Source organism: Curtobacterium sp. MCBA15_013 (assembly GCF_001865095.1).
GTDB lineage: Bacteria > Actinomycetota > Actinomycetes > Actinomycetales > Microbacteriaceae > Curtobacterium.
Genome location: NZ_MJGQ01000034.1, coordinates 98,604 through 122,525 on the forward strand (window position 1 = coordinate 98,604; position 23,922 = coordinate 122,525).

The 23,922-nt window shown below is 71.7% G+C and carries 19 protein-coding genes and 1 pseudogene; 18 read left to right on the top strand and 2 right to left on the bottom strand.

Annotation, left to right across the window (positions count from 1 at the left end):
• The first annotated feature begins 17 nt into the window (after window positions 1–17).
• Both BIV01_RS13425 and BIV01_RS13430 read left to right on the top strand, forming a co-directional pair.
• Complete coding sequence (locus BIV01_RS13425) at window positions 18–839, top strand: sugar phosphate isomerase/epimerase family protein (RefSeq protein WP_071303145.1); 822 nt, start codon at window positions 18–20, stop codon at window positions 837–839.
• A pseudogene (locus BIV01_RS13430) lies at window positions 836–1,421 on the top strand (GNAT family N-acetyltransferase). The gene BIV01_RS13425 and the pseudogene BIV01_RS13430 overlap by 4 nt, the downstream one beginning before the upstream one ends.
• Here BIV01_RS13430 and uxaC read toward each other — a convergent pair.
• Window positions 1,411–2,850: a glucuronate isomerase gene (uxaC, locus tag BIV01_RS13435; RefSeq protein ID WP_071303174.1), complete on the bottom strand. Its 1,440-nt coding sequence runs from the start codon at window positions 2,848–2,850 to the stop codon at window positions 1,411–1,413. The pseudogene BIV01_RS13430 and the gene uxaC overlap by 11 nt on opposite strands.
• An 11-nt stretch (window positions 2,851–2,861) precedes the next feature.
• On the bottom strand, window positions 2,862–3,899 hold the full coding sequence (locus BIV01_RS13440) for a LacI family DNA-binding transcriptional regulator (protein WP_070416787.1): 1,038 nt from the start codon (window positions 3,897–3,899) through the stop codon (window positions 2,862–2,864).
• A 187-nt stretch (window positions 3,900–4,086) separates the two neighbouring features.
• Between BIV01_RS13440 and BIV01_RS13445 the strand changes: the two genes are divergently transcribed.
• From BIV01_RS13445 to mfd, 16 genes are all read left to right on the top strand, one after another.
• Entirely contained in the window at window positions 4,087–5,445 is a 1,359-nt protein-coding gene (locus BIV01_RS13445; RefSeq protein WP_175473728.1) for an ABC transporter substrate-binding protein, read from the top strand.
• Entirely contained in the window at window positions 5,445–6,476 is a 1,032-nt protein-coding gene (locus BIV01_RS13450) for a carbohydrate ABC transporter permease (RefSeq protein ID WP_071303146.1), read from the top strand. The genes BIV01_RS13445 and BIV01_RS13450 overlap by 1 nt, the downstream gene beginning before the upstream one ends.
• Entirely contained in the window at window positions 6,473–7,426 is a 954-nt protein-coding gene (locus tag BIV01_RS13455; protein ID WP_071303147.1) for a carbohydrate ABC transporter permease, read from the top strand. Before BIV01_RS13450 ends, BIV01_RS13455 begins: the two co-directional genes overlap by 4 nt.
• Before the next feature lie 93 nt (window positions 7,427–7,519).
• Window positions 7,520–8,356, top strand: a complete 837-nt coding sequence (locus tag BIV01_RS13460; RefSeq protein ID WP_071303148.1) for a sugar phosphate isomerase/epimerase family protein — start codon at window positions 7,520–7,522, stop codon at window positions 8,354–8,356.
• Entirely contained in the window at window positions 8,353–9,549 is a 1,197-nt protein-coding gene (locus tag BIV01_RS13465) for a Gfo/Idh/MocA family protein (RefSeq protein ID WP_071303149.1), read from the top strand. The genes BIV01_RS13460 and BIV01_RS13465 overlap by 4 nt, the downstream gene beginning before the upstream one ends.
• A complete protein-coding gene (locus BIV01_RS13470) occupies window positions 9,546–10,433 on the top strand; it encodes a sugar phosphate isomerase/epimerase family protein (RefSeq protein WP_071303150.1) in 888 nt (295 codons plus the stop codon). The genes BIV01_RS13465 and BIV01_RS13470 overlap by 4 nt, the downstream gene beginning before the upstream one ends.
• Window positions 10,430–11,716, top strand: coding sequence for a mannitol dehydrogenase family protein (locus BIV01_RS13475; protein WP_071303151.1), 1,287 nt, complete (start codon window positions 10,430–10,432; stop codon window positions 11,714–11,716). The genes BIV01_RS13470 and BIV01_RS13475 overlap by 4 nt, the downstream gene beginning before the upstream one ends.
• Entirely contained in the window at window positions 11,713–13,065 is a 1,353-nt protein-coding gene (manD, locus tag BIV01_RS13480) for a D-mannonate dehydratase ManD (protein ID WP_254791837.1), read from the top strand. The genes BIV01_RS13475 and manD overlap by 4 nt, the downstream gene beginning before the upstream one ends.
• A 17-nt stretch (window positions 13,066–13,082) precedes the next feature.
• On the top strand, window positions 13,083–14,054 hold the full coding sequence (locus tag BIV01_RS13485) for a hypothetical protein (RefSeq protein WP_071303152.1): 972 nt from the start codon (window positions 13,083–13,085) through the stop codon (window positions 14,052–14,054).
• Window positions 14,055–14,137: 83 nt separating this feature from the next.
• Window positions 14,138–15,355 (top strand): sensor histidine kinase, encoded by a 1,218-nt coding sequence (locus tag BIV01_RS13490; RefSeq protein WP_071303153.1) that lies wholly within the window; start codon window positions 14,138–14,140, stop codon window positions 15,353–15,355.
• Window positions 15,352–16,008: a response regulator transcription factor gene (locus tag BIV01_RS13495; protein WP_254791838.1), complete on the top strand. Its 657-nt coding sequence runs from the start codon at window positions 15,352–15,354 to the stop codon at window positions 16,006–16,008. Before BIV01_RS13490 ends, BIV01_RS13495 begins: the two co-directional genes overlap by 4 nt.
• A gap of 8 nt (window positions 16,009–16,016) precedes the next feature.
• Entirely contained in the window at window positions 16,017–16,982 is a 966-nt protein-coding gene (locus tag BIV01_RS13500; protein ID WP_071303154.1) for a hypothetical protein, read from the top strand.
• 296 nt (window positions 16,983–17,278) lie between these two features.
• On the top strand, window positions 17,279–18,655 hold the full coding sequence (locus tag BIV01_RS13505) for an RbtT/DalT/CsbX family MFS transporter (RefSeq protein WP_083414031.1): 1,377 nt from the start codon (window positions 17,279–17,281) through the stop codon (window positions 18,653–18,655).
• 278 nt (window positions 18,656–18,933) lie between these two features.
• The gene (locus BIV01_RS13510) at window positions 18,934–19,566 is read left to right on the top strand and encodes a 50S ribosomal protein L25/general stress protein Ctc (RefSeq protein WP_070416780.1); all 633 of its coding nucleotides are present in this window, start codon (window positions 18,934–18,936) and stop codon (window positions 19,564–19,566) included.
• A gap of 30 nt (window positions 19,567–19,596) precedes the next feature.
• On the top strand, window positions 19,597–20,181 hold the full coding sequence (pth, locus tag BIV01_RS13515) for an aminoacyl-tRNA hydrolase (RefSeq protein WP_071303155.1): 585 nt from the start codon (window positions 19,597–19,599) through the stop codon (window positions 20,179–20,181).
• A 79-nt stretch (window positions 20,182–20,260) separates the two neighbouring features.
• Complete coding sequence (gene mfd / locus BIV01_RS13520) at window positions 20,261–23,872, top strand: transcription-repair coupling factor (protein WP_071303156.1); 3,612 nt, start codon at window positions 20,261–20,263, stop codon at window positions 23,870–23,872.
• Window positions 23,873–23,922: the final 50 nt, after the last annotated feature.

Genomic DNA, 23,922 nt, shown 5'->3' on the forward strand with positions numbered 1-23,922 from the left:
CGAGTTGCATGGACCCCATGTCGTTCACCGGATTCGGCGTCGTCGCCGGAGCAGCACTGACCGAGGCCGTCCGTCGCGCGGGCGCCGACCACGTCGAGCCGACGATCGCCGACAACCTGGCGATCCGGCCGAACGGCGACGGCGGCGGCCACGACCACGGCGGTGGCTGGGTGCTCGACGACGGCTACGCCGGCGACCGCTTCCCGTCCTTCGCGATCCTCGTCCCCGGCGACCTCCCGCTGCTGACCGCCGACCCCGACGCAGTCCGGGACTACTTCGAGGCCGTCCTCCCGATCGTCCGCTCCGTCGCCGACCCGGGCGCGAAGATCGTGTTCGGCTCGGGGACCGCCCGCACGGCACCCGCCGGCATGCCCGAGGCAGAGGCCCACGGCCGCTTCGCCGAGGTGCTCCGCACGGCCCGGGACACCGCCGCAGCGAACGGCCTCCGCATCGTGCTCGAGCCGCTGAGCCGCTCGGAGACGAACGTCCTGCACTCCGTCGCCGAGACCGTCCGGTTCCTGGACGACGCGGCCGTCGACGGGGTGGACGTCGTCGCCGACCTGTTCCACATCCGGAACGAGGGGGAGTCGCTCGACGTCCTCCGGGAGCACGGCGCCCGCATCGGCCACGTGCACGTCAGCGATCGCGACCGTCGCCCGCTCGGTGCCGAGGGCGGCGACGACGTCTGGCGTGACTTCCTCGCGGCCGCGCACGACGGTGGCTACCGCAGCTCGGTCTCACTGGAGTGCAACTGGTCCCCGGACACCGCGACCGCCGAACAGGAGATCGGCCGATCGCTCGAACTCCTCCGACGATCGGGTGCCATGCTCGTGGCATGACGATCGAGGTGCGTCCCGCGACGTCCTTCGACGACGTCCGCACCATGGTCGGTCCGAAGCGTCCGGACGCGAACGTGTGCTGGTGCCTGAGCTACCGGATCCCGGCGAAGGAGAACCAGGCCCTCAGCGGCACGGCCCGTGGAGATCGCGTCCGGGTGCTCCTCGACGAGGACCTGCCGCCCGGGGTCCTGGCGTACGACGGCGACGAGGTCGTCGGGTGGGCCGCGGTGCACCCCCCGTCCGGACACCACGTTCGCGCGGAACCGGAAGATCCCGCACCTCGACGACCCGGGCGACCGGAGCGTGTGGAGCGTCTGGTGCATCCGGGTGCGGCCGGGCCACCGGGGCGAGGGCATCTCGCACGCGCTCCTGGCGGGCGCGGTCGACTTCGCCCGCGAGCACGGCGCCCGCACGGTGGAGGGGTACCCCGTCGACAACCGCGGCGAGCGGGTCGACCTGACGATGGCGTACGTCGGGACCCGCGCACTGTTCGAGCACGCCGGGTTCGAGCACGCGGCGGACACGACGTCCGTCCTGAACGGTTTCCCCCGCGTGCTCGTGCGCAAGCGCCTCAGAGCTTGAACGTCGCCCTCGGGATGTCCGACACGATCCGACGCGCCGTCCGTACCGCGTCCTCCTCGGACAGCTCGTGCGTCACCACGAGCGACGCCAGGTAGGCCGCGTCCGCTCGACGAGCCATGTCGTGCCGCGCCGGGATCGAGCAGTACGCCCGGGTGTCGTCGATGAACCCCGAGGTCTTCGTGAACGACGCCGAGTCGGTGATGGCCGCCCGGTACCGGCCGATCGCCGCGGGGGTGTCGATGAACCACCAGGGAGCGCCGGCGTACACGGCGGGGTAGAAGCCGGCGAGCGGGCCGATCTCGCGGGAGAACACGGTCTCATCGACGGTGAAGAGCACGAGGTGGAACCCCGGCGCGGTCCCGAACGACTCGAGCAGCGGCCGCAGCGGTTCGGTGAAGGACCCGACCGCGGGCAGGTCGTGCCCGGTGTCCGGCCCGAAGCGCTCGAGCGTGGGGGCGTGGTGGTTCCGCAGCACACCGGGGTGGAGCTGCATGACGAGACCGTCCTCGACGCTCATCTCGGCCCACCGGTAGAGCATGTCGTGCCGGTACGCGACGGCCTCCGACGCGGTCACAGCGGACGGACCCTGCATCGCGGCCGCGTGGATCCGCGAGCGCTCCGAGGCCGACAACGGCGTGGACCCGGCGTCGAGGACCCCGGTGTCCGTGGCGGTGGCACCGTGCTGGACGAAGTACTGGCGACGTGCGCGCAGAGCCGCCAACAGCCCGTCGTGGGTTCTCGTGTCGATGCCGGCGGCCTCACCGATCGACGCGACCACGTGCCTCCAGTCCGACCCCGACGGGTCGAACACGGCGTCCGCGCGGAACGTGGGGACCACCCGGCCGGTGAAGGAGGGGTCGGCGGCGAGCCGCGCGTGCGCGGCGAGGTCGGCGGTGGGCGCGTCCGTGGTCGCGAGGACCTCGATGCCGAAGGCGTCGAACAGGGCGCGCGGACGGAACGCGGGCGTGGTGAGGAGCTCGGCGATGTGGTCGTACTGGGCGTCCGCGTTCGCGGCCGACGGCTGTTCCGTCAGTCCGAAGACGTCGTGCAGCTCCGTCTCGAACCAGTAGCGGACGGGGGTGCCGAGGAAGTCGTCCCAGTGCTCGGCCAGGTTCCGCCAGATGGATCGTCCTGGAGGCACGGTGCCGGTTCCCGACAGGTCGACGCGACCCAGCGCCTCCAGTCCGACACCGTTCGCGTGCAGGAGCCGCAGGACGTAGTGGTCCGGCGTGATGAGCAGCGACGCGGGGTCCTCGAACGGTTGGTCGTCCGCGATGAGGGCGGCGTCGACGTGCCCGTGGGGGGAGATGATCGGCGCGTCCTTGACGGCGTCGTAGACCGTGCGGGCGACCGCTCGCGCTCCCGGGTCGGCTGCGAAGAGCCGGTCCGGGTGCGGGGCGAGCGCCGTGGCGGTGGTGGTCTGGGTCATCGTCGACTCCTTCATGACGCGTGGGGGACGGGTGCGGGACCGGTGGACTCGCGGACGGTGAGGTGGGTCGGCAGCGCGACCGCGCCGCTCATGTGCTCGCCGGGCAGTTCGTCGGCGGGGATCGCGCCGAGCCGGCCGAGGAGCATCCGGATCGCGACCCGGCCGGCCCGCTCGATCGGTGAGGTCATCGTGGTGAGCGGCGGGTTGCAGAAGTCGGCGCCGAAGATGTCGTCGCAGCCGACGATGCTCATGTCCTCGGGGACGCGGACGCCCCGCTCCCGGAGTCGGGCGAGCATGCCGATCGCGATCAGGTCGTTGAACGCGATGCAGGCGGTGGCACCGGCGTGCACGGCGGCGTCGGCGGCCGCTGCTCCGGAATCGACGAACGGCGCGTGCGGCCCGACGCGGCCGACCCGCACACCGAGGCGCTTGGCGACGCGGACGAGGGCCTTCCACCGGCGTTCGTTCGACCACGAGCTGTCCGGGCCGGCGACGTAGAGGATGTCCCGGTGGCCGAGGGACACCAGGTGCTGCACGGCCTGCTCGACCCCGCCGGGGGTGTCGATCAGCACGGAGGGGACCCCGGCGGGCCGGCGGTTCACCACGACGAGCGGGGTGCGTTCGGCGAACCGGGCGATCTGCGCGTCGGACAGTCGCGACGCGGTGAGCACGGCCCCGTCGGCCTTCCCGGCGATCGCGCTGAGGGCGGCCATCTCGGCGTCGGCGGACTCCTCGGTGTCGACGAGGAGCTGCGTCCACCCGGCACCGGCGAGCTGGTGCTGCGTCCCGCGGATGACGTCGAAGTAGAAGGGGTTCGTGATGTCGGACACGAGCACGGCGACCGCGCGGGTCCGGCCGGACGTGAGCGCCCGGGCCTGCGAGTTCGGAACGTAGCCGAGTTCCCGGGCGGCCTGCTGGATGCGCTGTTGCGTCGCCTGGTTCACACGGTCGGGCAGGGAGAGCGCCCGGGACACCGTGGACGGCGCCACACCGGTGGCGTCGGCGATGTCGCGGATGGTCACCCGCCGGGCGGTGTCGGTGTCGGTCACGGTTCCTCCGTCGTCCGGCCTGCGCGTCGGTGCGCCGGTGCGGTCTGCCGGTGCCTCGGTGCGCCGGTGCAGCGAACGTAAACCGGTCTGGCAACAAGTGGCAACCGATTGCCGCATGTTGCCAACCGCGGGACAGTGGATCGACCGGGCAGTGCCGCCCGGAGGAGGTCTCGAGGAGGAAACCCCCGTGAACACGCGAAGACTTCATGCCCGCACCGTGATCGGTGCCGCGGCCGTGGTCGCCCTCGCCGCGCTGTCCCTCCAGGGATGCGCCGTGGTGAACGGCAGCGGCGACGACCCGAACACCCTCCGCGTCATGATGGGCGCGGACACCACCTACCCCAAGGAACGCAAGCAGTGGCAGCAGGACGTCGCCGCTGCGTTCAAGCGCACCACCGGTGCGAACGTCCAGTGGGAGACGTACTCGTCCGCCCAGGAGGAGCTCACCGCCATCCAGACCAGCGTCATCTCCGGGCAGGGTCCGGACGTGTACGCGATCGGCAGCACGTTCACGCCCACCGCGTACGCCACCGGCGCCTTCGTCGAGATGGGCTCGAAGGAATGGAAGGCCGTCGGGGGCAAGGACCAGTTCGACCCCGCGTCCTTCGGGATCTCCGGACCGAGCACCTCGAAGCAGATCGGCATCCCGTTCGCCAGCCGACCGTTCGTGATGGCGGTGAACAAGGACCTGCTCGCCGACGCGGGGATCACGGAGATGCCCACGACCTGGGACCAGCTGACCGAGGACGCGAAGGCCACCACCACGGGTGGCCGGCACGGCCTGGCGATCGCCTACGCCGACGGCTTCGACCCGTGGAAGTTCGTCTGGGGCATGGCGCAGAACGCCGGCAACACGATCGTCTCGAAGGACGGCAAGGCGGAGATCGACTCGAAGGCCGTCGAGAACGCCTACCGCACCTACTTCGACTGGGTCACCAAGGACGGCGTCGTCGACAAGGCCGCGATCGGGTGGAACAACGCCCAGGCCCTCGCGCAGTTCACCGAGGGCAAGGCGGCGTTCTTCCCGATGACGACCACCACCGCGATCAACTCGTTCAAGAACACCCCCGTCGACGGCAAGTACGAGTTCGCACTCCTGCCGACGGTGCCCCCGGGAGCGACGTCGCGTCCGTCCGGCGGCATCGAGGCGGCGAGCATCCTCTCCGGCGACAACTGGGTCGTGGCCGACTACGGCAAGAAGCAGGACCTGTCGTTCGACTTCATCAAGCAGCTCAGCACGCCCAAGGCGCAGCTCGAGTACTACAAGCTCTTCGGCAACCTGCCGACGAACTCCGACGCCGCGGCCGAACTCGCAGCGGCGAACCCCCAGCTCAAGCCGATCATCGACGCCGGCAAGCTCTCGAAGCCGACCGCCTTCACCGGTGCCTGGTCGGACATCCAACTCTCCCTCGTGGACGTCGTCGTGCAGTCCATCCCGTCGCTGAAGAGCGGTGAGGTCACCGACGACCAGCTCCGGAAGCGTCTGCAGGACGCCCAGAAGGACGCCCAGTCCACGCTCGACCGGCAGAAGAACGGAGGCCTGTGATGACGCAGGTCCAGACCCCCGCGCCGCGCGCGACCGAGTCGCGTGACCGCGAGGTCCGTCCGCACGGCACGACCCCGCTCTACAAGCGGGAGCGTCCCCTCTGGATGCTCCTGCCCGGCGGCGTCCTCATGCTCGCCGTCATCGTGGTGCCGCTCCTGGTGGGCTTCTACATCGCGATGCTCGACCTCGACCAGTACACGCTCCGCCAGTGGTTCAGCGCCCCGTTCGTCGGGTTCGCGAACTTCGCCGAGGCGTTCACCGACTCGCCCCTGCTCCACTCGATCTGGATCTCGGTGTCCATCTCGGTGCTCGTCACCGCGGTCACCGTCCCGATCGGCGTCGCCGCGGCGATTTCGACGCAGAACCGGTTCCCCGGTCGCGGACTCGTCCGGTCGATCTACCTCATCCCGTACGTGCTCCCCGCCTTCGTCGTCGGCACGTTCTTCCGGACGATGCTCCAGCCGCAGGGCGTCGTGAACTCGATCCTGCACACCGACGTGCTCTGGCTGAACGGCTCCGCGTCGTACTGGGCGCTCGCCGGCGTGATGATCTGGACGAGCTGGCCCTTCGTCTACCTGCTCTCCCTCGCCGGACTGCAGGCGGTCGACAACGAGGTGCACGAGGCCGCCGCACTCGACGGGGTGACCTGGTGGGCGAAGCTCCGCTACATCATCTTCCCGTACCTGCGCGGACCCCTGAGCCTCGCGGTGATCATCGCGATCCTGCACAACATCAACAACTTCACCCTCCCGTTCGTGCTGTTCGGCATCCCGCTGCCGTCGAGCGTCGAGGTCATGCCCGTCCTCACGTACATCGCGAGCTTCCAGTCGTTCCGCTTCGGCCTGTCCGCGGCGATGGCGATCTGCTCGCTCGTGATCGTCGCGATCCCGCTGTTCGTCTACCTGCGGGCCGTGAAGCTCGACACCGGTGACGACGCGGGCCCCAACCGCAAGCAGCGTCGTGCCGACCGGCGCACCCTCGCGGCAGCGACCCCGGCTGCTGCCGCCGACATCGACGGAGCCCGAGCATGAGCGCCTTCACCACCTCCACGCGGACCCGCCCCACGGCGACGCTGACCGAGAGCATCACCGCCGGCGACCGCGGCCGTCGGCACAAGCGCCCGTACGACACCGACGTCACCCGGCTCCTGCCGCGCTGGCTGCTCATCCTCGTGATCGCGGTGATCATCGCGTTCATCGCCGTCCCCGTGCTCTACATCCTGTTCGGGTCGGTCAACTCCGACGTCGCGGTCGCCCGGGGCGAGTACTTCCCCTCGGAGTTCACGCTCGCGAACTACGTGGACATCTGGTCGACGGTCGCACTCGGCGAGGGGCTCGTGAACTCGATGCTCACCGCCGGTGCCGTCGCCGTCGCGAGTGCGGCGCTCGCCGTCTCCACCGCGTACGTGCTGGTCCGGTTCCGCTTCCTCGGACGCCTGACGTTCCTCCGCGGCCTGCTCGCGCTGCAGTCGATCCCCGGCACGCTCCTGCTCCTGCCCGTGTTCGTGGTGTTCTCGAACATCGCGAGCGCCACCGGCGTGCAGATCATCGGCACCCGCTGGGGACTGTTCGTCACGTACCTGACGTTCGCCCTGCCGTTCTCGACGTGGGTGATGGTCACGTACCTGCGCGGCCTGCCGAAGGAACTCGAGGAGGCCGCCCGCATCGACGGCGCGTCCAGCACCAAGATCCTCACGAAGATCGTCCTGCCGCTCTCGTGGCCCGGCATCGTCGTGTCAGCGATCTTCGCCTTCCTGCTCGGCTGGAACGACGTCCTGTTCTCGACGATCATGACCACCCCCAACACCCGCACGGTGGCGGTCGTCCTGCAGGTCCTCGGCACCACGCAAGAGGGCGGCGCCGTCCCGATCTACGGCCAGATGATGGCCGCCTCGATCGTCTGTGCGGTCCCGGTCGTGGCGCTCTACCTGATCTTCCAGCGCTACCTGGTCGGCGGTCTCACCGCCGGCTCCGTCAAGTAGCGCTGTGCAGTCTGCCGACTTGTCCACAGACTGCCTGGAGGCGCGGTGCCAGCCCGCCCCGCGCCTCCAGGCTGGTCCCATGAAGGGAATGCAATGACCCAGCCCAGTTGGGAACTCTCCGGTTTCGGCGACGAGATCGACGCCGATCCGGCGATCCAGGTCGCGGTGCTGCAGGCGCTCGGCGCCAGCGCCATCGAGGTCCGCAGCGCGTGGGGGGTGAACGTCGTCGACCTCGACGAGGACCAGCTCGCCGGCCTGCACCGCCTGTTTGAGGAACGCGGGCAGACCGTGTCCGCCATCGCCTCGCCGATCGGCAAGGTGTCGGTCGACGAGCCCGTCGAGCACGAGGTCGGACGACTCGGCCGCGCGATCGCCGCCGCGCACGCCCTCGGCACCACGAACATCCGGATCTTCTCGTTCTACTTCGAGGGCCGGCAGCCCGAAGCCGTCCGCGACGACGTCATCGTGCGGATGCGGGCCCTGGCCGACCTCGCCGAGCGCGAGGGCGTGACGCTGCTGCACGAGAACGAGAAGGACATCTACGGCGACGTCCCCTCGCGCGTGCTCGACATCGTCGAGAGCGTCGGCTCGCCCGCGCTCCGACTCGCCTGGGACAACGCGAACTACGTGCAGTGCGGCGTCAAGCCGTTCACCGACGGATGGGCGCAGCTCGCGCCGTACGTCGACTACCTGCAGGTCAAGGACGCCCTCGCCGCCGACTCGTCGGTCGTCCCCGCGGGCGAGGGCGACGGCGAACTGCTGCAGACCCTCACCGCGCTGCGCGACGCCGGGTACTCCGGCTACGCCTCGCTCGAGCCGCACCTCAGCGACTTCACCCACCTCGGCGGGTTCTCCGGCCCCGCGGCGTTCGGCCGCGCCGGTCGTGCCCTCCGGAAGCTCACCGACCAGATCGGAGTCACCCTGCGATGACCGAACCCACCCCGCTCAAGCTCGCCGTCGTCGGCGCCGGCGTCATCGGACGCCACCACGCCAAGGTCGCCGTCCACCACCCCGACCTGCAGGTCGTCGCCCTCGTCGACGCGATCCCCGCAGCCGCCACGAGCGCCGCCGACGAGATCGAGGCGATGGGCGTCACCCGCCCCATCACGACGTCCACCATCGAGGAAGCGATCGCACAGACCGACATCGACGTCGTCGCGATCTGCTCGCCGTCCGGCATGCACGTCCAGCTGGCCGAGGCCGCCCTCGCCGCCGGCAAGCACGTCGTCATCGAGAAGCCCCTCGACACCACGATGCCCCGCGCACGGCAGATCGCCGCGCTCGCCGCCTCCGCACGAGCGCGCGGACTGGTGACGAGCGTCATCAGCCAGCACCGCTTCGACCCGGCCTCCGCCGCCGTCGCAGCAGCCGCCCACGACGGCGGGTTCGGCACCGTGACCTCCGGCCTCGCGAGCGTCGCCTGGTACCGCTCGCAGGGCTACTACGACTCCGGCGACTGGCGCGGCACGTGGGCGCTCGACGGCGGCGGCGCGGTGATGAACCAGGGCGTGCACACCGTCGACCTGCTCGTCTGGGCGCTCGGACGTCCGGTCGAGATCTCGGCGCAGACCGGCCTGCTCGCGCACGACCGGATCGAGGTCGAGGACACCGCGGTCGCCACCGTCCGGTTCGCCGGGGGAGCGCTCGGCGTCATCCACTGCACGACCGCCGCGTACCCGGGCCTCTCCGCCCGGTACGCCGTGTACGGCACGCACGGGTCCGCGATCGTCGACGACGACCGCCTGGCGTACTTCCACATCGCCCCCGACGCTGCGACGCTCGAGTCCGCGTCCACCACCGCGAACGCCACGGCGGTCGCCGGTGCGGTCGACCAGAAGGACGAGGTCGTCCCGCCGGAGCACGTCGTCGGCGGTCCGGCCGAACCCGACCACTTCGCCGCCGGTCACGCCCGGCAGTACACCGACATCGTCGAGGCGATCCGCGACGGCCGCGAACCCGGCGTCACGGTCGACGCGGCCCTCGTGTCCCTCGCCACCGTCCGCGGCCTGTACGTCAGCGCGACGCTCGGCAAGCCCGTCCGGATCGACGACGTGATCGAGGGCGCGTACGACGACGTCGTCCCCGTCGTCGGCGCACACGCAGCAGAAGGAGCCACCCGATGAAGTTCTCCGTGTTCACCGCCTCCACCCCCGACTGGACCCCGTCTCAGGCCGCGCAGACGCTCGCCGAGCAGGGCTGGGACGGCATCGAGTGGCGCATCGTCGACGACCGTCCGGCCTCCGGCGAGGCTGTGCCCGCCGGGCGCTCGTTCTGGGCCGGCAACAACTCCACGTGGCAGTTCACCGGCATCGAGGACCAGGTCGGCGAGATCGCCCGCACCACCGACGCCGCCGGGCTGGAGTACTCCGGCATCGGCGGGTACCAGCAGGCGTCGAACCGTGACGGCGTCGACACCATGCTCCGTGTCACGAGCGAGCTCGGCGCCCGTCAGGTCCGCGTCTCGATGCCGATGTACCGGCAGGAGAAGGAGCGCACCGGCGAGACCTACACGCAGATCTTCGACCGCACCCGCGCCGACCTCGAGTGGGCCGTGGCCCGGGCGACCGAGCTCGGCGTCAAGGCGCTCGTCGAGCTGCACCACATGACGATCACGCCCTCGGCCTCGGCGGCGCTGCGGCTCGTCGACGGCCTCGACCCGGAGCACATCGGCGTCATCCACGACCTCGGCAACCTCGTGATCGAGGGCCACGAGGACCACCTCGCCGCGTTCGAGCTCCTCGGCCCGTACCTGGCCCACGCGCACGTGAAGAACGCCCGCTGGGTCGACACCGGCGACACCCGGGCCGACGGCAGCACGATCTGGCAGAACGAGTGGGCACCGCTGCGCACCGGCCAGGCGTCCGTCTCCGAGTACCTCGACGCGCTCCGCCAGGTCGGCTACGACGGCTGGGTCACGATCGAGGACTTCTCCACCGACCTCCCGCTCGAGGCCCGCACCGCCGACAACCTGGCGTACCTGCGGTCCCTCGTACCGGTGTCGGCATGACCGATCGCCGACCCGGCATCGTGCACCTCGGGGTGGGTGCGTTCGCGCGCGCCCACCTCGCCTGGTACACGGCGCACGCCGACGGCGAGCCGTGGGGCATCACCGCCTTCACCGGACGCTCGCCGGACACGGCCGATGCGCTGGACGCCCAGGGATGCCGGTACACGCTCGTCACCCGGGCCGCCTCGGGCGACGACGCCGAGGTGGTCGACACGATCGTGGCCGCCCACCCGGGCAGCGACTCCTCGACCTGGAGGCACGTGGTCGCGTCCCCGGCGACCACCGTCGTCACGCTGACGGTCACCGAGCAGGGCTACCGGTCCGGTTCCGACGTCCCGGCCCGCCTGGTCGAGGGGCTCGAGGCCCGCCGCGCCGCGGGGTCGGGGCGCATCGCGCTCGTCAGCCTCGACAACCTGACCCACAACGGCGACGTGCTCCGTGACGCGGTGACGTCCGCCGTGTCCGACCCGGCGCTGCAGCACTGGGTCGACGCGAACGTGTCGTTCCCCTCGTCGATGGTCGACCGGATCACCCCGGCCACGACCGACGACGACGTGGCGGGGCTGGCGGAGCTCCCCGGTGCGCTCGACGGCGACCGGGTGCCCGTGGTCACCGAACCCTTCGCGGAGTGGGTGCTCGAGGACGGCTTCGCGGGGATCGACCGTCCGGCGTGGGAGACCGCCGGCGTCCGCATCGTCGACGACGTCACCCCGTACGAGCAGCGGAAGCTCTGGCTCCTGAACGGGTCCCACTCACTGCTGGCGTACCTCGGCCTGCAGCTCGGCCACGAGACGGTCGCGTCCGCGATGGGCGACCCCGTCTGCCGCGCGGCCGTCGAGCAGCTCTGGGACGAAGCGGCGCTCGAACTCCCACTGCCCGAAGCCGAGGTCGCCGCGGCACGCGACGCCCTGGTCGACCGGTTCGCGAACCCCCGGATCCGGCACACCCTGCGGCAGATCGCCGCCGGCGGCTCCGAGAAGCTCCCCGTCCGCGTGGTCGACGTGCTCCGGCACCGGCTGGACCGCGACCCGTCCGCGGGCATCGGTCCCGGTGCCGCGACCGCCATCGCGGCGTGGTGGCTGCACCTGACCGAGCAGCCCGACCTGGTGAGCGACGACGGAGCCCCCGGGGCAGACTCGGACGTGCACGACGTGCTGCGCGTCATCGCCCCCGACCTCGACACCACCCCCGTCGTCGCGGCGATCACCGCCGCGGCCGACCGCATCCGTGCCGCGCGGGACACCGCGGAGCGCACGAGAACCGACGAAGGAGTCCACGCATGACCGACACCACGACGAACCCCGCGGCCCCGGTGCCGGGTGCGACCGACGCCGGCGCGGCGACCGACCCGACCGCCGGACGTCCGGACACGTGGGCGTCGGCCGACCGTGGGCAACTGATCGACCGCGCCGAGGTCATCGTCACGAGCCCGAACCGCAACTTCGTGACGCTGAAGCTCACCACCGCCGACGGCGTCACCGGTCTGGGCGACGCGACCCTGAACGGTCGTGAGCTCGCCGTCGCCACCTACCTGTCCGAGCACGTCGTGCCGCTGTTGGTCGGCCGCGACGCGAGCCGGATCGAGGACGCCTGGCAGTTCCTCTACCGCTCGTCGTACTGGCGGCGGGGTCCGGTCACCATGGCCGCGATCGCCGCGGTGGACATGGCGCTCTGGGACATCAAGGGCAAGGTCGCGGGGATGCCCGTGTACCAGCTGCTCGGCGGCGCCTCCCGGACCGGGCTGATGGCGTACGGCCACGCCTCGGGCAAGGAGCTGCCGGAGTTGTTCGACTCCATCCGTGAGCACCAGTCCGAGGGCTACCGCTCGATCCGCGTGCAGACGGGCGTCCCCGGCCTCGAGTCGATCTACGGCATCGCGTCGAACAAGACGACGACGGGGAACGAGGGCGTCCGCTACGACTTCGAGCCCGCGCAGCGCGGTGCGTTCCCCGCGATGGAGGACTGGGACACCCGGGCGTACCTGCGCCACGTGCCCACCGTGTTCGAGGCCGTCCGGAACGAGTTCGGCCCCGAACTGCCCCTGCTGCACGACGGCCACCACCGGATGACCCCGCTGCAGGCGGCGAAGCTCGGCAAGTCGCTCGAGCCGTACGACCTGTTCTGGCTCGAGGACTGCACCCCGGCCGAGAACCAAGAGGCCCTGAAGCTCGTCCGGCAGCACACCACGACGCCGCTCGCGATCGGCGAGGTCTTCAACACGATCTGGGACTTCAAGGACATCATCCGCGACCAGCTCATCGACTACGTCCGCGGCGCCGTGACCCACATGGGCGGCATCTCCCCGCTGCGGAAGACGATGGACTACGCCGCGATGTACCAGATCAAGTCCGGGTTCCACGGGCCGACCGACATCTCGCCGGTGGGCCTCGCGGCGCAGATGCACCTCGGGTTGGCGATCCACAACTTCGGCATTCAGGAGTACATGCAGCACGGCCCGAAGACGAACCAGGTGTTCCGGCAGACCTTCACCTTCACCGACGGGTACCTGCACCCCGGCGACGAGCCGGGCCTCGGGGTCTCGCTCGACGTCGACGAAGCCGGCAAGTACCCCTACGAGCAGGCGTACCTGCCCTTCAACCGCCTCGCCGACGGCACCGTCCACGACTGGTAGCGGGCAAGCTGGGCCGCATGGGGTTCGCGGACGTGGCGAGGGAACTGCTCCTCGTCGCGCCCGCGGACTTCGTCGCTGAGCGGACCGCGCGTCAGCGGGCGGTCCGGAAGGACGACCGTGCGCTCGCGACGGCGATCGGCGGCCTCCGGAAGCCCGCGCCGGCCGCGTGGGTCATCGACCTGCTGGCGCACGAGGGTGCCCTGGACGAAGCGGTCGACCTCGGACCCGCCATCCGGCAGGCACAGGCGGACGCCGACCCGGCCGTCATCCGGAAGCTCCGGCGTCAGCGAGCGGGCGTGGTCGACGCGCTCACGCAGGCCGGTGCCGACCTCGCGTCCGATGCCGGGCACCCGGTGACGCCGGCCGTGCTCGACCAGGTGCGGGCGACGATCGAGGCCGCGATGGCGGACCCGCACGCCGGTGCCGCGGTGCGCTCCGGGCTCCTCGTCCGCGCGCTCGAGAGCGCCGGGTTCGACGACGTGGACCTCGACGGGACGCTCGCCGACCCGGATGCGGTGCCCGATGCGTGGTCGGGGAGCGGCGCGGCGCCGATCCCCATCACGGAGGGGAGACGCGCGGCGGGGACGACCCGCGCCTCCCGGAAGCCCGAACGCAAGCCGGACCGCGAGCGCGAACGCAAGCCGGACCACGAGCCCAACCGCAAGCCGGACCGTACGACGGACCGCGAGCCGGAGCCTGCCCCGGACTCCTCAGCCGAGCCCGATCCGGCCGCCGAACGCCGCGCAGCGCGCGAGGCCGAGACGGCCGCACGGACGGAGTCCCGCGACGCCGACGCCGCACTCGACGCGGCCGAGGAAGCCCTCGCGAGCGCCGAGGACCGCCGGGCCGACCTCGAACGCCAGCTCGCCGAGGCCACCGCCGAGGTCACGCGACTCGGGCACGCCCGCGACGACGCCGAGACCACGAGCGACCGAGCCCGCGAGCTCCTCGCGGCCGCCCAGCACCACCGACGCGAGGTCGGCCGCTGACCACTGGCTGAGCCTCATCCACTCGGATGAAAGCCGCCTCCAGCGCTCGCTCCCCGCCGGACACCGCCCCTACGCTCGGCCGCATGCGCTTCTTCCTCCGTCGCCGTGCACGGCACCTCGTCGCCCCGATCGCCGGGGCCGTCTACCTCGTGCTGTGGCTCGTCGCCGAGGCCAGCCGCACGGACCCCGACCACGTCGTCGTCCTCGTCGCCTTCGCCGTCGCGATCGGGCTCGCGGCCTGGATGCCGGCGACCGCGCTCGGGATGATCGCCGGCGTGCCACTGCTGCAGGCGCTGCGGCTGCTCGCCCGACCCGAGGCGACGGTGTGGCCCGAGTACCTCGCCATCGCGATCGTCGCCGGCATCGTGGGGGCGGGACGCTCCGACCTCCTGCGGTGGCTCGCGATCCCGGCGCTCGGCGTCGGCAGCGCTGCCGCTGCCTGGGCGATGGTGGTGGCCTCCGCGGCGGACCAGGACGTGTGGGCGACGTGGACGGGGTCCACCGCCGGTACCCGGTCGGACCTGGTGTTCATCGCGCTGACCATCGCGGGCGGCAGCGGGATCGCCTGGGCGGTCGGCGTGGCGATCGGCGCGACGTGGCGGATCGGCCTCGCCCGGGTCCGCACGGCGCGGGCCGAGCACGAGACCGAGGTCACGAGCGCCGAGTTGCGGGCCGAACAGGAACGAGCGCGGATCGCCCGCGACGTGCACGACTCGCTGGCGCACTCGCTCGCCGTCGTGGTGTCGCAGGCGCAGGGGGCGGCGGCGATCGCGGTGCGGGACGAGCACGCTTCCCGGGCACTGCAGGACATCGCCGAGGTCAGCCGTTCCGCGCTCGGCGACGTCCGGGCGCTCGTCGAGCGGATCCAGGGCGCCGGACCCGACGCGCCGCACGGGCTGACGGACCTGCCCGACCTCGTCGCCGACATGCGCGAGCTCGGCATGGACGCCGTCCTCGAGGAGCACGGCGAGCCCGGTTCCCTCGCTCCGGCGGCGCAGGGCGCCGTGCACCGGATCGTGCAGGAGAGCCTGACGAACGCGCTCAAGCACCAGGGACGCACGGCGACCGTCCGGGTCGTCCTCGACTGGCGGGGCCCCGGGCTCGGCGTGGTCGTCACGTCGACGGGGGCGGTCCCGCTCGTCGTCGCGGACGGTCGCGGTTCCGGTATCGCGGGGATGCAGGAGCGTGCGCGACTCGTCGGCGGGTGGCTGCGGGCCGGGGCCGGCGACGAGGAGCACGAGTTCGTCGTCACCGCGTGGTTGCCCGTGGTGGTCGTCGGCGAGCTGGAGGCGGCCCGGTGACCCCGGTCCGCGTGGCGGTCGCAGACGACCAACGACTCTTCGCGTCGGGCATGCAGATGCTCCTGGACGCACAGCCCGACATGACCTGCGTGGGGACCGCGGGGGACGGTGCCGCGGCCCTGGAGTTGTGCGCGTCCGTGCAGCCCGACGTCCTCCTGCTCGACCTGCGCATGCCGGTGCTGAACGGCATCGAGACGCTCGCCCGGCTGGCTGCGACCGGCGAGGACCGGCCCCGGGTGGTCGCCCTCACCACGATCCGCCGCGACGACGCGGTGCTCGCCGCACTCCGGGGCGGGGCGGCGGCGTTCCTCACGAAGGACGCGCTCCCGGACGTCGTGACCGCCACGGTCCGCGACGTGCACGAGGGGCGCCCGGCGCCGACCGAGGCCGAGGCGCTCGACCTCCTGCGCGCCCAGGGCGTGCCCGTCGAGACGCACCGACGTGACGAGGTCCTCGACGCCCTGACCGCCCGCGAGCGGGAGGTCTTCCTGCTCGTCGCGAAGGGGCTCAGCAACCAGGAGATCGCCGCTGCCGTGTTCCTCAGCGAGGCGACGGTGAAGTCCCACGTGCGCGCGGTGCTCACGAAGCTCGGACTCCGGAACCGCATCCAGGTCGTCATCACCGCACACGAACGCGGCCTCGTCCGCGCCTAGGGGGAACCATGCGACTCACCATCCGTGCCGCGAAGACCGGCACCCTCGCCCTCGTGCTCGTCGGACTCGGCGCCGGCGTCGTGCACGCCCTCCCCGAACCGGCGGACCGAGCGATCGAGCCGACCGTCGAGCGGGACGTCGCCACGTGGGCGATGCCGTTGGACGGCTGGGTCCAGCCGGGGTCGGACAAGGCCTCCTACGGCGAGGACCTCGTCCTGCAGCCGTGCCTGCGGAAGGCGGGCATCGACTTCCCGCCGCCGTGGGCGACCATCGACGGCCTCGAAGCGGCCTCGGATGCGGCGGAGACCCCCGAGCGCGGCAATCCGGCCCCGGCACTGTCGTCGACCCGCCCGCTCGACGAGGACACCGCACGGACGCGGGGCTACCACGCGCCGTTGACCGCCGGGGCGAACCGGGACGGCCGCCGCGCGTGGGGTGGGGATCCGGAGCGGAACGCCGCCTTCGCCGATGCCTCGCAGTCCGCCGTCACCCACTGTTTCCGCCAGGCCGAACGCACCGTCGGGACCGCCGACCCGGACGGCAGCGTGCAGAGCGCCTCGATGACCGCGAAGCGCCTGACGTTCCTCGCCGGGACGGCCGCGCGGGACGACGAGACGGTCGTGGCCGCGGCGGCGCGCTGGCGGACGTGCATGGCGGACGCCGACGTCCCCGACCTGCCCGGAGCGCCGAGCGGGATGCCCTCGCAGTCGATGCGGATGGACTACAGCACGAACCTGGTGTCGACGCCGGTGCAGGACGCCGAGGTCGCGATCGCCGAGCGTGACGTCGCCTGCCAGGACTCGTCGGGCTACGGCGAGGCGCTGTACGACGCCGAGTGGCAGCGGCTCCTGCACGTGACGGCCTCGGACGCCGCGGTCCTGCGCGCGGCGGAGCCCGATCAACGCGAGGTCGACCGGCACCTCGACGAGTTCATCCGCGACCTGGCACCGGCGGCGCCGTCCGACGTGGACTGACCAGTACCCCTCGAGCGGCCCCGGAGCCCACATCGTTACCCAACAGTTGTCGTTCTTGACGGACTGCGTTGGAGCGGTCTAATCTCGGGCACCATGCTTCGGGCCGGCGATGGTCCGCCGGGTCCGCCCCGACGACAGCACCGGGCGGCCCGGGTACAGGACTCGCATCATCGCCGACGCAGCACCCCACCCGCAGCCCCTGCGCGGGAGAGGTGCTGCACGGCGCGCGGCGCACCCCGGAGACATGCCGCGATGCCGGGTCGAGCACTCCGGGGCCCCTCCAGGAGAGACGACACATGTCGGAACCCCGCACCGCCCGCACCACCACCCTCACGCCGCCGAACGGCGTCACGGCTCCCGAGTCCGGCACCGCCGCGCCACCGCCGGCCGCCGCCGCCCACGAGGGACTCCTCGCCCGCCTCGGCATCCCGCACCCGCTGCGCTGGGGCTTCCTCGGCGTCCTGGTCTTCATGACCGGCGACGGCATCGAGTCGAACTTCATCTCCCCGCACATCGCGGCGGCGCTCGGCTCCGGCGGGGTCGACAGTGCCGCGATGGTGATCGGCCTCTACGGCGTCGCGGTCCTCGTCGCGTCGTACTTCGCCGGCGTGCTGTCGGAGCTCTGGGGCCCGCGCCGGGTGATGACCATCGGCGCCGTGCTCTGGGTCGTGTTCCAGGTCGCGTTCCTCGCGGCACTGCCCACCGGGTCGGTCGGCCTCATCGCGCTGACGTACTTCCTGCGGGGCCTCGGCTTCCCGCTGTTCGCGTTCTCGTTCCTCTGCTGGGTGAACCACACGGTCGCCCGCGAGCGGAACGCCACCGCCGTCGGCTGGTTCTACGTCGTGTTCACCGGCGGCCTGCCGACGCTCGGCTCGCTCATCGCGATCGGCACCATCCCCGCGTTCGGCGGCGGCCACACCGGGGAGACCTGGTCGATGGCGCTGTCGCTGCTCCTCGTCGCGGTCGGCTGGGCGATCGTCCGGTTCGGCGTGCACGAGCCCACCGGCCTCGGTCGGATTGCGCCGCGCTCGCACTCCGCCGCCCGGGTGATCGCGAGCGGCATCGAGGTCTGCGTCAAGCGCCCGAAGGTCCTGCTCGCGGTCCTCATCCGGCTCGTGAACACCGCCCCGGAGTTCGGCATGTTCGTGATCATGCCCGCGATCATCGGCACCGAGCTCGGTTGGGGCCAGTCGAAGTGGCTGACGATGACCGTGATCGTCTACGCCGGCAACATCCTGTTCAACGCGTTCTTCGGCGCCCTCGGCGACCGCATCGGCTGGATCCGCACCGTGAAGTGGTTCGGCATCGGCGCCTCGGCGATCGGCCTGCTCGCCTGGTGGTACGTCCCGCACCTCGTGCCGGCCGGCTCCGAGTGGGGCTTCTGGCTGGCGACCGCCGCCGGCACCGTCTTCGGCATCATGCTCGCCGGGTTCACGCCGATGGGCGCGATCGTCCCCGCCTTCGCCGGCGAGGAGCGCCGTGGCGCCGCGATGGCCATGTACGCCACCGCAGCGGGTGGTGCGACGTTCCTCGGCAACGCCGTCGTCAGCGCCGTGCTGCCCTGGGGCGGCGCCGGCGGCGTCGTCTGGACGTTCGTCGGCCTCTACGTGCTCGCGTTCGTGGTGCTGTCCTTCCTCAAGGTGCCGGAGGGCGCCGAAGCGGCGGGCCACTGACGCGACCACCTGCGGCCTGGAGGCGCGGTGCGGGCCCGCACCGCGCCTCCAGGCCGCCTGTACCGACGTCCAGGGCACGGTGCGACACGCCCGGATCGGTCCTGCTAGACTCGGTGACTGACTTCGGCGAGGGCCGCGCATGCGCGGCCGTGATCGACGCGGTGGGAGACCCGGCCCAGCTTGGGAACGTTCCTCACGCGTGCACGCGTTCGAGTTGCAACACCACAGACCCCCACGATGCCGGCACCCCGGTGTCGTCCCCGAGACCAGGAGACACCATGGCCGACTACACCAAGCTCGCAGCGGAAGTCCGCACCAAGTTCGGCAAGGGCGCTGCTCGCAAGCTCCGTGCCGCCGACAAGATCCCCGCGGTCGTCTACGGCCACGGCACCGAGCCGAAGCACATCACGCTGCCCGGCCACGAGACCATGCTGCTCGTCCGCACCGCCAACGCGGTCGTCGACCTCGACATCGAGGGTGCTGCCCAGCTCGCCCTCGTCAAGGACGTCCAGCGTGACCCGGTGCGCCAGATCATCGAGCACATCGACCTCGTGGTCCTGCGCCGCGGCGAGAAGGTCACGGTCGACGTGCCCGTCGTCGTCGAGGGCGAGTCCTTCTCCGGCACCATCCACGTGCAGGACCTCAACACGGTCTCGCTCCTGGTGCTCGCCACCTCCATCCCCGAGCACGTCGTCGTCGACGTCGAGGGCCTCGAGGACGGCACGCAGATCCACGCCTCGCAGCTCCAGCTCCCCGAGGGCGCCGAGCTCGAGACCGACGCCGAGGCACTCGTCGTCGCGATCGTCACCCCGCGTGGCACCGCCGACGACGACGCCGCCGACGAGGCCGCTGCCGAGGCGGGCGCCGAGGCCGGTGCCGAGGGCGGCTCCGCCCCGGTCGACGGCGAGTAACACCCCTTCGCGGACATCTGGCCGACGCTGATGACAGGCAAGACGCTCGTCGTGGTCGGGCTCGGGAACCCCGGGCCCGGCTACGCGGGCAACCGTCACAACGTCGGCCAGATGGTCCTCGACGAACTCGCCGCCCGCATGGGCGCGACGTTCAAGAAGCACAAGACCCCGAACCAGGTCGCCGAGGGACGCCTGGTTCCCGGGGGACCCCGCCTGGTGCTCGCCAAGCCCGGGTCGTTCATGAACACCTCGGGTGGCCCGGTCTCGAGCGTGCTCGGGTTCTACAACGCCACCCCGGCCGACCTCGTCGTCGTGCACGACGAGCTGGACCTGCCGTTCGACACCGTCCGCCTGAAGGGCAGTGGCGGGCACGGCGGACACAACGGCCTGCGCGACATCATCAAGGCCACGGGGACCAACGAGTTCACCCGCGTGCGGATCGGCATCGGCCGACCCCCCGGGCGCCAGGACCCGGCCGACTACGTGCTGCGTGACTTCTCGCCGACCGAGAAGAAGACGCTGCCGAACCTGCTGGCGGACGGGGCGGACGCGGTCGAGGCGATCGCGGACCTCGGGCTCCTCGCCGCGCAGCAGCGCGTGCACGCTCCGTCCTGAGCGGCGCTGCCCGGTGCCGTGCGTTCGCCGGTCGCGCACACAGCGGCCGGTGTCAGTGGTGGCCGGTACCATCTCCTGAGTGACGATCTCGGGCATCATCCCTGCGCTCTCGCGCGCCTCCGCGTTCGATCGCGTCCTCCGTGCCGCACCCCGTGACGCCGACTTCTCGGTCGTCGACGGTCTGCGCGTGCCACTGCTCGGCGCCCTGCTGGCCGAACGCACCGGGCCGCAGTGCGTCTTCGTGATCACGGCCACCGGGCGCGAGGCCGAGGCCGTCCGCGCATCGGTCGGCAGCTACCTCCCCGATGCCGAGGTCCTCGAGTTCCCCGCGTGGGAGACCCTGCCGCACGAACGGCTCAGCCCGAGCGCGCAGACCGTCGGCACGCGCATCGCGACCCTCCGGAAGCTCGCCGCGTGGCAGGACGCCCCTGCGGCCCAGCGCCGCACGACCGTGGTGGTGGCGAGCGTCCGAGCGGCGCTGCAGCCGATCGCGGGCAACCTCACCTCCCTCGCGCCGATCGCCCTCCGCACCGAGTCCCGCGGCAACGACCTCGGCACCATCGCCGGGCAGCTCGTGGACATGGCGTACGCCCGGGTCGACCTCGTCACCCGCCGTGGCGAGTTCGCCGTGCGCGGCGGCATCCTCGACGTCTTCCCGCCGACGGCCGACCACCCGGTCCGCGTCGACTTCTTCGGCGACGAGATCGAGGCGATCAAGGCCTTCTCCGTCGCCGACCAGCGCACCACCGACGACGACCTCGGCTCCGTCGAGCTCACGGCCTCGCGCGAACTCCTGCTGAGCGACGACGTCCGGCAGCGGGCGCGCGAGATGCTGCACGAGTTCCCGAACCTCTCCCAGATGCTCGCGAAGATCGCCGAGGGGATCCCGGTCGAGGGCATGGAGTCCCTCGCCCCCGCGCTCGTGCAGGACCTCGTGCCGGTCACGAACTACCTGCCGGACGACTCCGTCATCGCGGTGTTCTCGCCCGAGCGGGTGAGCGGCCGCGCGCACAGCCTCGCCGAGACGAACACCGAGTTCCTGCAGGCCGCCTGGAGCGCCGCGGTCGCGGGTGCGCAGGCGCCGATCGACCTCGACGCCGGCAACTTCCTCACCGTCCAGCAGCTCAAGAACGGCCGCGGGCAGCGCACCTGGTGGACGGTCTCGCCGTTCGACTCAGGGCTGGACGAGGGCGACGCCGAGCGCGTGCTCACCGACGCCGAAGCCGTGGCCGAGGCGGGCGACTACATCCGCGTCCGGGCCGAGGCGATCCCGAGCTTCGCCGGCAGCGCGGACGGTGCGATCGCGCACGTGAAGCAACTCACCGACGACGGGTGGGCCGTCGTGGTGACCGCCCAGGGCCAGGGATTGGTCGAACGGGCGGTGCAGGTGCTCGCCGACGCGGGGGTCGCCGCCCGTGCCGAAACCGTCACCGCGCCTCCCGAGCCCGGCGTCGCCGTCGTCACGACCGCCACCGTCGAGCACGGCTTCGCCACCCCGGATCCGCGCATCGCGGTCCTCAGCGAGGCCGAGTTCTACGGCCGCAGCGTCCAGCAGGGCGCGCGCACCGTCAAGAAGCTCGCGAGCCGGCGCAAGAACGTCGTCGACCCGCTGCAGCTCAAGCCCGGGGACGTCGTCGTGCACGCCACGCACGGCATCGGCAAGTTCGTCGAGCTCGTCTCGCGCGAGGTGAGCTCCGGCGGCCGCAACGCGGTGAAGACCCAGCGCGAGTACCTCGTGCTCGAGTACGCGCCGTCGAAGCGCGGGTACCCGGGCGACAAGCTCTTCGTGCCCACCGACCAGCTCGACCAGCTCTCGCGGTACGTCGGCGGCGAGTCCCCGACCCTGTCGAAGATGGGCGGCTCGGACTGGGCCTCGGCGAAGTCGAAGGCGCGCAAGGCCGTCCGCGACATCGCCGTCGACCTCGTGAAGCTCTACTCCGCGCGGATGGCGTCGAAGGGGCACGCGTTCGGCCCGGACACGCCGTGGCAGCGCGAGCTGGAAGAGGCGTTCCCGTTCGCCGAGACGGCCGACCAGCTCACCACCATCGACGAGATCAAGCGCGACATGGAGCGGCCGATCCCGATGGACCGCCTGCTCTCCGGCGACGTCGGCTACGGCAAGACCGAGGTCGCGATCCGCGCCGCGTTCAAGGCCGTGCAGGACGGCAAGCAGGTCGCCGTGCTCGTCCCCACGACGCTGCTCGTGCGCCAGCACATGGAGACCTTCCAGGAGCGCTTCGCCGGCTTCCCCGTGCACCTGCGCGCCCTCAGCCGGTTCCAGACCGAGAAGGAGTCGAAGGAGACCATCGCGGGCCTCGCCGACGGCACGGTCGACATCGTCATCGGCACCCACCGGATCCTGTCGCAGGGCATCCAGTTCAAGGACGTCGGCCTGGTCATCATCGACGAGGAACAGCGATTCGGCGTCGAGCACAAGGACCAGCTCAAGAAGCTCAAGACGAACGTCGACGTCCTGGCGATGTCCGCGACGCCCATCCCGCGTTCGCTCGAGATGGCGGTCACCGGCATCCGCGAGATGTCCACCCTCGCCACCCCACCCGAGGACCGCCACCCGATCCTCACCTTCGTCGGGCCGCAGTCCGACCTGCAGGTCGCCGCCGCCATCCGCCGCGAGCTCCTGCGCGAGGGGCAGGTGTTCTACGTGCACAACCGCGTGAAGGACATCCAGTCCGTCGCCGCGCACCTCGCCGAGATCGTCCCGGACGCCCGCATCGCCGTCGCGCACGGGCAGATGTCCGAGTCGACGCTCGAGCAGGTGATGGTCGACTTCTGGGAGCGCCGGTTCGACGTCCTCGTCTCGACCACCATCATCGAGACCGGTCTCGACATCGCGAACGCGAACACGCTCATCATCGACAAGGCGGACAAGTACGGGCTGTCGCAGCTGCACCAGCTGCGCGGTCGTGTCGGCCGAGGGCGTGAGCGCGGGTACGCGTACTTCCTCTACGACGCCGAGAAGCCCCTGTCCGAGACCGCCCAGGACCGCCTCGAGACCATCGCCGCGAACAACGAGCTCGGCGCGGGCATGCAGGTCGCCATGAAGGACCTCGAGCTCCGCGGGGCGGGCAACCTGCTCGGCGGGGAGCAGTCCGGCCACATCGCGGGCGTCGGGTTCGACCTCTACCTGCGCATGATCGGCGAGGCCGTCTCGCAGTTCCGCGGGGACGTCGCCGAGGGGCAGACCGAGCTCCGGCTCGAGATCCCCGTCGACGCGCACATCCCGGACGACTACGTCGAGTCCGAGCGGCTCCGGCTCGAGGCGTACCAGAAGCTCTCCGCCGCCTCCGCCCCCGCGGCGCAGGCCGAGGGCATCGACATGGTCCTCGACGAGCTCACCGACCGGTACGGCCAGCCGCCGCAGGCCGTGCTCACCCTGGTCGAGGTCTCGCGCCTCCGCCGGATGGCGCAGCAGGTCGGGCTCTCCGACGTCGTCGTGATGGGGTCGAACCTGCGCGTCGCGGGCAAGGAGCTCGCCGACTCGGCGCAGGTGCGGCTCAAGCGGATGTTCCCGGGCGCCCGGTGGTTCCCGCAGCAGGACGCGGCGAGCATCCCGCTGCCGAAGCCGCACGGTGAGACCCTGCCGGACGCTGCGCTCATCCAGTGGGTGGAGAGCATCCTGACGGCCGTGTACGGGGCGTCGAAGGCGCCGGCGGAGACGCCGGCGGCGTAGTCGGGCGGGCTGCCGTCGCGCGCGTGCGTGGCGACGGACGGGAGGCGCGG

Bases quoted from the DNA above. Each gene is read 5' to 3' on its own strand.
- pth (WP_071303155.1), top strand. From the start codon at position 19,597: ATGACAGGCAAGACGCTCGTCGTGGTCGGGCTCGGGAACCCCGGGCCC.
- BIV01_RS13450 (WP_071303146.1), top strand. From the start codon at position 5,445: ATGACGCAGGTCCAGACCCCCGCGCCGCGCGCGACCGAGTCGCGTGAC.
- BIV01_RS13505 (WP_083414031.1), top strand. From the start codon at position 17,279: ATGTCGGAACCCCGCACCGCCCGCACCACCACCCTCACGCCGCCGAAC.
- manD (WP_254791837.1), top strand. From the start codon at position 11,713: ATGACCGACACCACGACGAACCCCGCGGCCCCGGTGCCGGGTGCGACC.
- BIV01_RS13470 (WP_071303150.1), top strand. From the start codon at position 9,546: ATGAAGTTCTCCGTGTTCACCGCCTCCACCCCCGACTGGACCCCGTCT.
- BIV01_RS13465 (WP_071303149.1), top strand. From the start codon at position 8,353: ATGACCGAACCCACCCCGCTCAAGCTCGCCGTCGTCGGCGCCGGCGTC.
- BIV01_RS13485 (WP_071303152.1), top strand. From the start codon at position 13,083: ATGGGGTTCGCGGACGTGGCGAGGGAACTGCTCCTCGTCGCGCCCGCG.
- BIV01_RS13455 (WP_071303147.1), top strand. From the start codon at position 6,473: ATGAGCGCCTTCACCACCTCCACGCGGACCCGCCCCACGGCGACGCTG.
- BIV01_RS13510 (WP_070416780.1), top strand. From the start codon at position 18,934: ATGGCCGACTACACCAAGCTCGCAGCGGAAGTCCGCACCAAGTTCGGC.
- BIV01_RS13425 (WP_071303145.1), top strand. From the start codon at position 18: ATGTCGTTCACCGGATTCGGCGTCGTCGCCGGAGCAGCACTGACCGAG.
- BIV01_RS13490 (WP_071303153.1), top strand. From the start codon at position 14,138: ATGCGCTTCTTCCTCCGTCGCCGTGCACGGCACCTCGTCGCCCCGATC.
- uxaC (WP_071303174.1), bottom strand. From the start codon at position 2,850: ATGACCCAGACCACCACCGCCACGGCGCTCGCCCCGCACCCGGACCGG.
- BIV01_RS13475 (WP_071303151.1), top strand. From the start codon at position 10,430: ATGACCGATCGCCGACCCGGCATCGTGCACCTCGGGGTGGGTGCGTTC.
- BIV01_RS13460 (WP_071303148.1), top strand. From the start codon at position 7,520: ATGACCCAGCCCAGTTGGGAACTCTCCGGTTTCGGCGACGAGATCGAC.
- BIV01_RS13500 (WP_071303154.1), top strand. From the start codon at position 16,017: ATGCGACTCACCATCCGTGCCGCGAAGACCGGCACCCTCGCCCTCGTG.